The organism is Acinetobacter lwoffii (genome assembly GCF_019048525.1).
GTDB lineage: Bacteria > Pseudomonadota > Gammaproteobacteria > Pseudomonadales > Moraxellaceae > Acinetobacter > Acinetobacter lwoffii_K.
Genome location: NZ_CP077369.1, coordinates 1,306,444 through 1,319,556, shown reverse-complemented (window position 1 = coordinate 1,319,556; position 13,113 = coordinate 1,306,444). Strand labels below are relative to the sequence as shown.

Sequence of the window (13,113 nt, the reverse complement as noted above, 5' to 3'; positions counted from 1 at the left end):
AATAAAACAGCTTCCGGAGAAGCTGTTTTATATTTTTAAACTTTAGCTGCGGAACGTTAAAGTTTAGTGTTCACGCGTATTGTGGAACACGATGTCCGGATAACGTTCTTGCATCAGCTGCAAATTCACGCGGCTTGGTGCGAGATATGTCAAATGACCACCACCATCGACAGACAACTGGTCATGAGCTTTTTTCTTGAATTCGTTGAATTTCTTCTCATCATCGCAAGACACCCAACGTACTGTGTTGATGCTGACCGGTTCGTAAACACAATCAACTTTGTATTCTTCTTTCAGACGGTAAGCCACCACTTCAAATTGTAGCACACCTACAGCACCCACGATCAGATCGTTGTTATTCTGCGGCATGAATACCTGGGTTGCCCCTTCTTCTGAAAGCTCTTTCAGACCTTTTTGCAGCTGCTTGGATTTTAATGGATCCTTCAAGCGGACACGACGGAACATTTCAGGCGCAAAGTGTGGAATACCGGTGAACTGAAGTTTCTCACCCGAGGTAAATGTATCGCCAATCTGGATGGTGCCATGGTTATGCAGACCAATAATATCACCCGGCCAAGCTTCTTCCAGATGCTGACGATCACCGGCCAGGAAAGTTAAGGCATCGCTGATGCGCACATCTTTATCCAGACGCACATGCTTCATCTTCAGGCCTTTTTCATACTTGCCTGAACAGATCCGCATGAAAGCAATACGGTCACGGTGTTTCGGATCCATATTGGCCTGAATTTTAAAGACAAAACCGGTGAAGCCTTCTTCATCCGCTTCTACCACACGATCTTGGGTCGGATGGGCTTTAGGAGATGGCGCATATTGACTGAAGGCATCCAGAACATGGTCGACACCAAAGTTACCCAAGGCTGTACCGAATAGAACAGGCGTTTGACGACCGGCCAGGAATTCTTCACGATCTAAAGGCTCATTGGCCATTTGTACCAGTTCCAGCGATTCTTCAAATGCCGCCCAAGCCAGCTCACCGACTTTCTCACGAAGATCAGGATAGTCATAACCATCTCGCACTTCGATCTCAGTAATCACTGAACCGAAACCGGCTTTATACACGTAGAATTTTTCTTCGATTAAATTGAATACACCGGCAAAATCACGGCCAGTACCGAGCGGCCAGGTGATCGGAACACATTTAATTTTCAGAACGTTTTCGATTTCATCCAGCAGCTCAAGCGGTTCACGAATTTCACGGTCCATTTTGTTGACGAATGAAATGATCGGTGTATCGCGCATTCGACACACTTCCATCAGTTTAATGGTACGGTCTTCGACACCTTTTGCCCCGTCAATCACCATCAGCGCAGAGTCTACTGCGGTTAGGGTACGATAGGTATCTTCCGAGAAGTCTTCATGTCCCGGGGTGTCCAGAAGATTGATCATCTTGTCTTTAAAAGGGAATTGCATTACCGAGGTCGTAATCGAGATACCACGCTCTTTTTCCATTTCCATCCAGTCCGATGTTGCGGCCCGGTCAGATTTACGGCTTTTTACCATCCCGGCAACCTGAATGGCCTGACCCCATAACAGCAATTTTTCTGTCATGGTGGTTTTACCGGCATCGGGGTGGGAAATAATAGCGAACGTACGTCGCTGGGCGACTTGTGCCGCCAGTTCTTGCTTAAAGCTCATGAAATATACCTACTGCTCAATGCACAGCATTCGAGATCAAATTCGATCAATATGAAAAAAATTGGCGATATTGTAGCAGAGTTTCAGGGTGGAGTTCCGTGAGCCATATTGTCTATCCTGACGCTCAATCAATTAGAGCGCTATTAATGGAATTGTAAATTTTCTAAACGTTGTTCATCTACCGGCAAACCCAGTAAAAAACCTTGTAATTGTTCACAACCGAGCCGGGTTAAAATTTCTGCTTGCGCTTCTGTTTCAACACCTTCGGCGGTCACCACCAAGCCCAGTTTTATGGCCAGCTGAATAATGCTTTCCAGAATCATTTCTTCTTTGGAGCCGACTGCCAGATTTTTGATAAATTCCCGGTCAATTTTTAATTCATCTACGGCGAAATTCTTTAAATAGAGAAAACTGGAATGCCCTGTACCAAAATCATCAATGGCTAGACGGATGCCCATTTGTCTTAAGCGCTTAAAGCTGCGCATACTCACATCAATATGATGCATGGCAGTCGATTCAGTAATCTCGATCATTAAATGCTGAGGACTGATTTTATATTGTGCAAATAACTTTTCTAAAGTACTAAACAGATGCTTATGTTCAAATTGTACCGCAGACAAATTGACCGCGATAGGGAAAAATTCAGTATGTGTCCGTTGCCATTTTTGAATCTGCTGACAAGCCAGTTCCAATGCCCAATAGCCCATTTGAATAATCAGTCCGGTTTTTTCAGCTGCCTTGATAAACAGATTCGGGCCGAGCAGCCCAAACTGGGGATGGTTCCAGCGAATTAATGCCTCTACCCCACACAAGCTACGATCCTTGGTCCAAAACTTGGGCTGATAAAACAGCACAAACTGCTGTTCTTCCACGGCTTTATATAGATCATTAATCAGGGTACTCTGACTCTTGCTTTCATCCTGATCGGTAGAGTAATTAAAGACTGAATAGGTATTGCGTCCCTGATACTTGGAACTCAGCATCGCGGCATCAGCATTGACCAGCAGATCCTGTAAATTTTTGCCGTGCTCCGGATACATGGCAATACCAATACTGCCCGAGATATGAATACTCTTGCCTTCAATCAGGAAACTTTCCTGAATCAGTTCAAGAATCTGTTCTGACATTTTTGCAGCTTTGGCGACTGAAGTATTTTCCAGTACCAGCAGAAATTCATCCCCACCGATTCTGAGCAGCTTGGAATGATGGCCTAATAACAGATGAATCCGCGTGGTCAATTGAATCAGCAACTGATCGCCGACCAGATGGCCAAACACATCATTGACTGCCTTAAAACGATCCAGATCGATATATAAAAAAGCAATTTCATGCTGCTGTTCGGACTGACCTGAAAACAGCAGATTTGCATATTCAGCCAGATACAAACGGTTAGGTAATTTGGTCAGATTGTCCTGAATGGTTTGATTTTCAATTTGTTGATTGGCCCATGCAAGCTGACGGTTGCGTAATCCCACACGCAGTTCGGACACGATGATACAAATCAGCGTTACCAGCAGCAATCCACTCATCAGTATCATGGCCAGAAATAGCTGATCATGTGCCTGAACTAATTCCGGTGACTGTTGCATATGGGCGGCAGTAAAATTGAATGACATCATGCTAATAGAGTGCATGCCAAAGATGCTGAGTGCGATCACACCTAATACGAGAACTAACCGGAAAAATGACCAAGTACTTCTGGTACTTAACCAGAGGATAAACATAGAGGCAATGCATATCACCAGAACAGACAGGAGCAGCATCCCCAAATCCATCTCATATTTATTCAGCACAAAACTTGCTGTCAGCCCAATAAAATGGATCAACCATATGAATAGGCCCAATAGCATGGCGGTTAGCATTAAATTGAAGGTTTTAAAGTTTAGCTGTAAAGCGCCTGAAGCAAATTTTTTAATCCGTGCGATGAGATAGCAAGCAACCAATGCAGAAAGAATGGACCCGATGAACAGACCAATATCATGCTGAATATCAATCATAAAAAATGTTCCCCAGCGGTGATCATTTTTATTATGCTCTGCACTGATATTTCCATTTTCACCCGATCAAATTTGAACTCAGTAAAATCTCAAGACTGACTATCCATGCAAGCCAATTGGTCTGCAACAACATCAGTCTTAACTAAAATTTAGAATTTATATTTCTTTCTTTTGAAGTTGAGAATTGCCCCAAAAATAAAACTCAACAGAAAAATAAAATACAACTTATATATTAGAAGTGTTTCAAATTTAAGCAAATATTTAGCTTCATTTTTTTAGCTCATTTATTCGATCACCATCACAATTTTTTTCTTTTTATTTAGACAGATGGCACTTCATAGCAAAATTTTATTTGTTCTTTCGTGCAGATTTGCAAAATAAAAAAATAGCCTGTCGAAACAGGCTACTTTTATCAACGACCAATGAGGCTAAAACTTAGGGTTTTGCTTGTAATTTGGCATAGTCCAGTAACACATTTGCCGCTTCAATCACAAACGCTTCTTCTTCAGGCAGAGCCGGACGTTCTTTGGCCTTCATCTTGGCACGCGTTTCAATCAAGGCATCCAGTGAAGCCTGATAACTTTCCCAGTTTGGATAAGGTTTCAGACCTGTTGCAGCACGACGAGTGTTTTCTGCGTCCAGCGTTTTTTGCTCCATGGCAATCAACTCAGCTTTACGCTGTTGCAAGTCCAGTACCTGACGTTTCTCTTCTTCGGCTTTCTTCATCACGGCTTTACGCTGTTCTAAATACTTGAACTGAGAATCCAGTGTGACCCGTTGCTGAGAAAGTTTGGCCAATTCAGGGACGTATTTCTGTACAGCCCCTTCACGTTTAAATGGTGCCGTTGGAATGGTATCCCACTGCAAGGCATTTTTAGCCTTACGCTCACCAAACTCTTCGTTATAAATATCGACCAGTTTAATGTCTGGAACAACCCCTTTATTCTGGGTACTGCCACCGGTCACACGGTAGAATTTACGCTGCGTCAATGTCGCCTGACCATGCGCCAGACTATCCAGTTGCACCTGTGCTGTACCTTTACCGGTGGTGGTACTGCCAATCACAATCCCGCGTTCATAATCCTGAATCGCAGCAGAGTAAATTTCACTGGCCGATGCAGAGGCCAGATTCACCATCACTGCCAATGGACCAGCATAAGTTTGTGCACCGCCATCATCATCTTCAAAGACGCTGACATTGCCATTGCCATCACGGATCTGCACCACTGGACCAGACTTGATCACCTGCCCCAACATACGCGCCACTTCTTCCAGTGAACCACCTGGGTTATTCCGTAAATCGACAATAATCCCGGCAACATTCTTCGCTGCCAGCTCTTTCAAGGCTTTGTTGGTATCTTCAGACACCGAACGATAATCGGTACCGGCACGGCGTGCACGATAGTTCAGGTAGAACGATGGAATTTCGATCACACCATATTGATATTTCTTGCCATCGCGTTGAATGTCGACTACACGCGTACGTACACCGGCATCTTCTTCCTGAATCACATCGCGGGTAATGGTCACATTACGTGCCTGCCCCATGGCAGCACCCGCACCGAGTAAGCGTAAAGTCACTTTCGTGCCACGTTTACCACGAATCAGACCGACAATTTCATTACTTGGCCAGCCAATGACATCGACCATCTGCTCGCCGTCTTGTGCCACACCAATGATACGATCCCCTGATTTCACCTGACCAGATTTGCTGGCCGGACCACCTTCAACGATGGTTTCAATCTTGGTGTAATCTTCATTGCCACGTTCTGGACGAATCGATACGCCGACGCCTTCCAGCTGTAAAGTGGTCTGACGATTCAGCTCCATCGCATCCACAGGCGGGAAGTAATTACTGTGGGGATCATAAGTCAGCATCATCGCGTTCAGTGTCTTGTCGAGCACATCATCACTTTTGACGCGGCTGAGACGTTCCAGTTGACGGGTATAACGCTTGGTCAAGGTTTGCGCAGGCGTTAGATCTTCAGGACCAGTCAGGTCTTGTCCATTGGCCAATTCCGGATTGGCTTTCAGCGCTTTCTGCTTGGCCAATTCCTCTTCTTTACTGATGGTCAGATTGATCAGCTGAGACACCAGCATTTTTGACCAGTGCGCACGCTGTTCAGCCTCAGTTTTAAAGAATGGCGCTTTCTCACGATACGTTTCGATATAAACATTTGGCTGATTCAGATTCTGCGGTTTTTTCAGCTCATTCAACATATAGGTGTAGAACTGGTGCAAGCGCTGTTGATATTGCGCATGCATTTCATAAGGACCAGACAAGTTGCCGGCTTTCAGATTGGCACCAAAATTGGCACCATAGCGTTTCTTATAGTTTTCAACTTCTGGGGCCAGAAACAGACTGTGTTCCGGATCAAGACTATCAATATAGAAATCAAAAATACGCTGGGAAGTCTGGGCATCCAGACGCATATTTAAATAGTGCTGACGGTCAACCAGGGTTGCCAGCTGACGTGACACCAGCGCCTGCTCTTGAGATGGCTGAATTGCTTTACTGACCACTTCATTACTATTGGCCGCAATCGCATCATTCACTACATGGGTAAAAAAGAATCCACCTGTCGCAATCGCAACTGCGCAAGCTATAGTTTGAAATTTCATAAATAATTCGTACTTCCTTGGCCTAGAGACCAATGTGACCGTGTTGCTTTTCGACCAGAATTTAACGTATTCAGCATCTTAAACAACTTAATATGTTTATGTCGTGTAGTTTTATCATATTCTGTGCTGACAAAGTGTAGCAAATCATTGCAGAATTCAGGTATTGTTTTCTCCGAAAACTCTAAAACGGATTCCGCATATGATTGGCGCATTGATGCTCGACATCGCAGGCACAACCCTCACTCAAGAAGATATTGAACTATTAAGTGCGCCGCAAGTCGGTGGAGTGATTTTATTTGGTCGCAATATCGAATCTCCCGCCCAAGTCCGTGCTTTGACCGATCATATGCGTCAGGTGCGTCCTGATATTTTAATTGCAGTGGATCAGGAAGGCGGTCGTGTACAGCGTTTAAGACAAGGCTTTACCCTGCTGCCTGCCATGGGGAAATTTGGCGAACTTTATACGAGCGATCCACAGCGTGCCCTTGAACTGGCTGAAAAATGCGGCTGGCTGATGGCGACTGAAGTACTGGCTGTCGGAATTGATTTCAGCTTTGCACCGGTACTGGACCTGAATGACATCAGTGATGTGATCGGTGATCGTAGCTTTGCCCAAAATATTCAGGACATTATTCCACTCGCCAGCGCATTTCTAAAAGGTATGAAACGTGCCGGCATGGCCTCAACCGGTAAACATTTCCCAGGTCATGGTTCGGTTAAAGCAGACTCGCATGTTGCTGCAGCAATTGATACGCGCTCCTATGCAGAAATCCAGCAAAAAGACATGCAAACATTTATCCAACTGCAACCACAACTGGATGCGCTGATGCCGGCTCATGTCATCTATAGTCAGGTCGATCCCAATCCGGCAGGCTTCTCTGAATTCTGGATTCAGAAAGTTTTACGTCAGGAGCTTGGTTTTGACGGTGTCCTGTTCTCGGATGATTTAAGCATGCAGGCCGCATGTGTCGCAGGCGGTGCCGATGCCCGAATTCAGGCCTCACTCAAAGCTGGTTGTGATATGGGTCTGGTCTGCAATGATCGTGCAGCACAATGTATTGCACTGGAAGGGATTGTTGATTTGCCCCTCCCGAACCAGCAACGCCTGGAACGCATGCGCGGCAACATCCCGAACATCCAGATTGGTGACGAACTGGATCTGGGTGAAGAATGGCGCGAGATCCGTGATGAAATACTGGCATTTAAACAGAAATCCAGCTAAAACTTTTTAAATCCAATCAATATGAAAAAGGGACACGACAAGGTGTTCCTTTTTCATTATAGTAATGAAAAGGTTACACTATTATTTAATCAACTTAAAAATAAAAAAATAAGGTCAGAACAATATGACAGACTCACTTTCGCAACATCGCCATATTTCTTTTACGGCGCACTATACCGGCTATATCTGGTATCAAATGGGGATCTCACATCCAGCCTTTGTTACATCCAAAGGCAAGTTTCTGGCCAAACTACTGCATCCTCTTGAATCCTGGGCAGAGCGCCATGCTGGCGGTAGCATGCGGACTACACTTAAGCAGCGCCATCAGATGATTGATGAGCATCTGTGTCAACTAATTGAGCAACACCCACAACTTCAGGTTCTTGAAGTTGCCTGCGGCCTATCTCCACGCAGCTGGAATTTCAGACAGAAATTTCCCGCGATTAATTATCGTGAACTGGATCTGCCGGATATGGCCAAGATCAAGACCCAGGCTTTACAGCAGATTGATCAGCATGCACCTGAAGTCCTGACTGCCGATATTTTTAGTGAAGAGCTGGACTGTATTTTTCAGATGTTTAACCGCAACCAGCCCTTAGTGGTCATTAGTGAAGGACTGATTAATTACTTTGATCAGCAGATGTTACGCATTCTGATGCAGGGTATTACAGAAAATGCGCAGTATTTCCCGGCAGTTCACTATCTCAGCGATATTTATCCTGAACCGGTGAAAAATAAACTGGCGAACTTTATCTGGAGCAGTAGCCGTCTGCTTAAATTCATGTCTCGCAGTGCGTTTACCTTTCATTTTAAATCCCCCCAAGAACTGCAGCGCTTTTTTCAAGATGCAGGATTTGACCAGGTTGAGGTACAACAACCACAACGTTATTTTGCCGAGCCTCATCAGCCAAACCCGGCACCAGAACAAGATGAACATTTAGGTGATCTGGTCTGGATGATTCATGCAGTGAAAAAAAGCAGCGTTTAAGTATGCTGTTTTTTAATACTGATATTTTTTAAATTGCCGCATCAAAAACTTCGGCATGTTGCAACATTTTCTGCTGTTTTACAAAAGCCAATAAACGTTCTGCCACTTCAAAACTGCCATGTTTGAATAAGGCACGCAGCTGGGTGTCATCCTGTTCAAAGATCAGGCACTCAATCTGAAATTCCCCAGCTTCATCTTCCAGATGCAGGGCTAAGTCACGTGGATAAGCTGCTGCGCGCACTGCCTGTACTGGATCTAACTCCAGCAATACCCCAAAGAAATTCATGTCCACTATCTCTGCTTTTAAAATGAGATCAGAATGACGATGACTGAGAAAACGTTGTGAATCTTGCACCTGAATCCGCTCTTCACCGCGACGTTCAAGCTGCTGTATCTGCTCAGGGCTAAACGGAATAATTCCCGGCAACTGATCGACCGGTTCATCACGTAAGAAGGTTGCAAACAGATGCATGGTTTCTTTACGACGTTGTAACTGCGGTACATGATCGGCGCCTGCAATTTGTACATACTGCATATTCGGACATTGCAGGGCAAAATTGGCATTCTCATGTGGCAAGGTAAAACTGTCATATTGCCCACATGCCACCAGCACTTTGCACTGTGGAATCGGCACATTGGTCAGACGCAATAAACGGTTGCAATTGATATCATAACGATCCTGTTCGGTGGCCGTAAATTCCGCCATCTGTTTAAAGAACAAACGCTTTGCAGTCGGTGACATCCGGGTTTCTGTTAAACGTGCATGATTCACCAGGTACAAAATGACGGCCTGACCAAATTCATCCATACGCTGTTCTTTCATTAGATGCAAAGACTCTTCCAGCAGCATCCGCCAGCTTTTACGGGTTTTCTGCATCACACCCATCAGGATCATCCGATCGACCAGTTCAGGACGCTGATCTGCCAAACAGGAAGCCACCACTGAACCCAAGGACATACCTAGAATTGCCACTTGCGGCAGCTGCATCTGTTCCAGCCAGCGCCCCAGCATCGCAGCAAGGTCTTCAAGCTCCAGTGTTCCGGCAGACAGCCCCGTATCGACATTACTAATCTGCTGGTTGGCCCCCATGGACGGTAGGTCAATCAGAATGATGGGACCTGCATCAAAAAGCTGTTCTACACAGTATTTGTAGGAATTAAAATTCTGGAAAGCTCCCCCAACAATCACCATGGGTCTTAAATGCAAGGTATCCGGACGGGCGATCGCCATATATTCGATTTTCCAGCCATCCATCCAGGTGGTACGTGGCGGCTGCTTAAAACTGTGCTTATCATAAAGATCAAAAAAACCATCGTGGCTATGTTGTTCCAATACATGGGCGTCCATGTGGATAATGGAATTCATATTCCTTTTCCTCCGTCCTTGCCTTATTTTTATTGTGCAAGTCATGCTTAACAGATCTTATATTTCAGGCGCATTCCGGTGTGCCTGAACACGCATCCTGCTCTTTAATAATTATAAATGACATCAATGTCGCGTGTTTCATTCTATACAGAGCTGCTTTTCACAAGCAACCGCTTCAGTGACCACTTATCTGCTTTTAAACAGAAAACAATTTCAAAATGTTTAGAAGTCAGCGAAAACGGATGATTTTTAACAGATGGGCTTCATTGTGCAGCAGCAGGCTGTTAATATCGAAATGAAATTTCTAAGTGATCAAACCGCTATGCAAGAGTCTATTGAACAATACATGCAAACGGTAGGACAGCAGGCACGCCAAGCGTCTCGCATTTTGGCTCGCGCGTCCACCCAAACTAAAAATAATGCGTTATCCGCTATTTATACGGCTTTGGAAAATAGCCAAACTGCTATTTTGGCTGCTAACCAGAAAGATATGACCAAGGCGCATAACAACAATCTGGACCCTGCCCTGCTTGATCGCTTAGAACTCAACCCCGCACGCTTTAAAAGTATGTTACAGGGCCTAAAAGATGTCATTGGTCTGAAAGATCCAATCGGTGAAATTAGTGATATGGCTTATCGCCCATCCGGCATTCAACTGGGCAAGATGCGTGTACCTTTGGGTGTAGTCGGCATGATCTACGAGTCACGTCCTAACGTCACGTTGGAAGCGGCATCACTCGCGCTAAAATCAGGCAATGCGATTATTTTACGTGGCGGCTCAGAAGCTCTGGAATCGAATCAGGCAATTGCAGTCGCGATTCAGCATGGCCTGAAAGTCGCAGGCTTGCCTGAAGCTGCCGTACAGGTGGTAAATACGACTGACCGCGCTGCAGTGGGCCAGTTGATTACCATGACCGAATATGTGGATGTGATTGTGCCTCGTGGTGGCAAGAGCCTGATCGAACGGATTACCGAGGAAGCACGCGTACCGGTCATCAAACATTTAGATGGCAACTGTCATGTCTATGTGGAAGCTCAAGCGGACTTGTTGAAAGCCTTGCCGATTGCGCTCAATGCCAAAACCCATCGCTATGGCGTATGCAATGCCATGGAAACCCTGCTGGTCGATGAAAAAGTCGCTGAAGAATTCTTGCCACGCATTGCAGAGCTATACCAAGAGAAAAAAGTTGAACTGCGTGGTTGCCGGGAAACCCAGCGTATTCTTGGAGATGCAGTTATTACGGCCACTGAAGAAGACTGGTATACCGAGTATCTGGGTCCGATTCTGGCGATCAAAGTTGTTTCTGGTATAGAAGAAGCCATTGAGCACATCAACAAATATGGCTCGCATCATACTGATTCCATCATTACGGAAAACTACAGTCTGGCTCGCGAATTTCTGGCGGGTGTAGATTCAAGTTCGGTCATGATCAATGCATCTACTCGTTTTGCAGATGGTTTTGAATATGGCTTAGGCGCAGAAATCGGGATTTCGACCGATAAAATCCATGCTCGTGGCCCAGTCGGACTTGAAGGCCTGACTTCGCAGAAATGGATTGTCTTTGGTGATGGTCAGATTCGCCAATAAGTATTCAGATCGCTCATTTAAAACCGCCTCATTTATGAGGCGTTTTTTTATGGGCAGATAAATTCACACTGAAATAGATGGATCAGAACCTTCGGGTCATTTTATTGATAAATCTCTTTATAGAATTGTATGTAGAAACAATATTTGCCTTTTCAGGCGCTAAACTAAAAAACCAATCTGTTCTAAAATAAACTTTAAGCAGAATTGAGTATTCTTATTGATTATATTTTCAGCATCATTTTATTTATAAATGAAAACTATGAACTGATAAATTTTAGTTATTATTGTTAAATCGGTCGATAATGCTTAAGTCTAATCTGCTAAAGTCTATCTAGGACAGAAAAAAAACAAATGTTAAAACATATTCATTGATCTGGATTGCTGCTTCATTGTCCGCAATTGGGTCAAGCAAATGGACGAGAATTTTAATTAAAAATTGGGTAATCAATCGTGTCTAAATCAGTATTAGTTATTAATTGTGGCTCTTCTTCAATCAAGTTTGCATTACTTCTTGAGGAGCAGAATTTCCGTATTCATGGTTTAGCTGAGAACTTAGGCACAGAGAATGCTCGCATTAAAGGTGTGACGGTTGGCAATGAGCCGGTCGATATCCATATTCCATTTGCTGACCACAAAAAAGCACTTGAAGTGGGTCTTGAACGTCTGGCCAACTACCGTCCGGACGCGATCGGTCACCGTGTCGTACATGGTGGCAGCCTGACCAAGGCTGAACTGATCAATGACGAGATTATTGAAAAAATTCGTGAAGCAACGCCGCTTGCGCCATTACACAATCCGGCACACTTAATTGGTATTGAAGCAACCAAACGCTTATTCCCGGAATTACCACAAGTTGCAGTATTTGATACTGCCTTCCATCAAACCATGCCAGCGCATGCTTATCGTTATGCCCTGCCGAAATTTTTATATACTGCTCATGGTGTGCGTCGCTATGGCTTCCACGGGACTAGTCATGCCTATGTTTCAGAACGTGGTTCTGAACTGGCAGGTAGTTTCAAACAAGGTGGCTGGTTAACTGCGCATTTAGGTAATGGTAGCTCGACCTGTGCCGTTTGGAATGGGCAAAGTGTAGATACTTCAATGGGCTTAACTCCGCTTGAAGGCATTGTTATGGGCACACGCAGTGGTGATGTCGATCCAAGCCTGCATAGTTTCTTGGCGAAAAACCTGGGTTGGGACATTTATAAAATTGACAAGATGCTGAATAGCCAAAGTGGTCTTTTGGGTCTGTCTGACCTGTCGAATGACATGCGTACCCTGATTGAAGCTTCAGAACAAGGCAATGAAGATGCCGCACTGGCGATTGAAGTATTCTGCTACCGTTTAGCTAAATCTCTGGCAGCGTTGAGCTGTGGTCTGCCACGTCTTAATGGTCTGTTCTTCACTGGCGGTATTGGCGAAAATTCAGCCTATATCCGCGAAAAGACCATGACTTACCTGCCCCACTTCGGCTTCAATCTGGATAAAAACGCCAACAATGAATTGAAACGCGGTACTGAAGGTCGGATCGATTCAGGTACAGGCCCACAAATCTGGGTAGTGCCAACAGATGAAGAAGGCCGTATCGCACAAGAAGTTCAAAGTGTGGTTGAACTTGAGGTGGAGCGCAATACTGCAAAAAAGTCTAAAGCTGAGGTAACGCCTGCATAAGCA

General features: G+C 44.8%; 8 protein-coding genes. 4 read left to right on the top strand and 4 right to left on the bottom strand.

Features of this window, described 5'->3' with window-relative positions:
- Positions 1–63 precede the first annotated feature (63 nt).
- From I6L24_RS06135 to I6L24_RS06125, 3 genes are all read right to left on the bottom strand, one after another.
- Entirely contained in the window at positions 64–1,656 is a 1,593-nt protein-coding gene (locus tag I6L24_RS06135; RefSeq protein WP_004647433.1) for a peptide chain release factor 3, read from the bottom strand.
- A 143-nt stretch (positions 1,657–1,799) separates the two neighbouring features.
- Positions 1,800–3,653 (bottom strand): putative bifunctional diguanylate cyclase/phosphodiesterase, encoded by a 1,854-nt coding sequence (locus tag I6L24_RS06130; RefSeq protein ID WP_153567033.1) that lies wholly within the window; start codon positions 3,651–3,653, stop codon positions 1,800–1,802.
- Between the two features lie 435 nt (positions 3,654–4,088).
- Positions 4,089–6,275: a carboxy terminal-processing peptidase gene (locus tag I6L24_RS06125; protein WP_216986528.1), complete on the bottom strand. Its 2,187-nt coding sequence runs from the start codon at positions 6,273–6,275 to the stop codon at positions 4,089–4,091.
- Positions 6,276–6,474: 199 nt separating this feature from the next.
- Between I6L24_RS06125 and nagZ the strand changes: the two genes are divergently transcribed.
- Together nagZ and I6L24_RS06115 are read left to right on the top strand one after the other, a co-directional pair.
- Positions 6,475–7,497: a beta-N-acetylhexosaminidase gene (gene nagZ, locus I6L24_RS06120; RefSeq protein ID WP_153567008.1), complete on the top strand. Its 1,023-nt coding sequence runs from the start codon at positions 6,475–6,477 to the stop codon at positions 7,495–7,497.
- Between the two features lie 124 nt (positions 7,498–7,621).
- Positions 7,622–8,485: a class I SAM-dependent methyltransferase gene (locus tag I6L24_RS06115; RefSeq protein WP_153567009.1), complete on the top strand. Its 864-nt coding sequence runs from the start codon at positions 7,622–7,624 to the stop codon at positions 8,483–8,485.
- 28 nt (positions 8,486–8,513) lie between these two features.
- Here the strand turns inward: I6L24_RS06115 and I6L24_RS06110 are convergent, their stop codons facing one another.
- On the bottom strand, positions 8,514–9,851 hold the full coding sequence (locus tag I6L24_RS06110; RefSeq protein WP_153567010.1) for an alpha/beta fold hydrolase: 1,338 nt from the start codon (positions 9,849–9,851) through the stop codon (positions 8,514–8,516).
- Positions 9,852–10,173: 322 nt separating this feature from the next.
- Here I6L24_RS06110 and I6L24_RS06105 point away from each other — a divergent pair, with 322 nt between their 5' ends.
- Both I6L24_RS06105 and I6L24_RS06100 read left to right on the top strand, forming a co-directional pair.
- Complete coding sequence (locus I6L24_RS06105; RefSeq protein WP_114542263.1) at positions 10,174–11,439, top strand: glutamate-5-semialdehyde dehydrogenase; 1,266 nt, start codon at positions 10,174–10,176, stop codon at positions 11,437–11,439.
- A 450-nt stretch (positions 11,440–11,889) separates the two neighbouring features.
- A complete protein-coding gene (locus I6L24_RS06100; RefSeq protein WP_114542258.1) occupies positions 11,890–13,110 on the top strand; it encodes an acetate/propionate family kinase in 1,221 nt (406 codons plus the stop codon).
- The last annotated feature ends 3 nt before the right edge of the window (positions 13,111–13,113 follow it).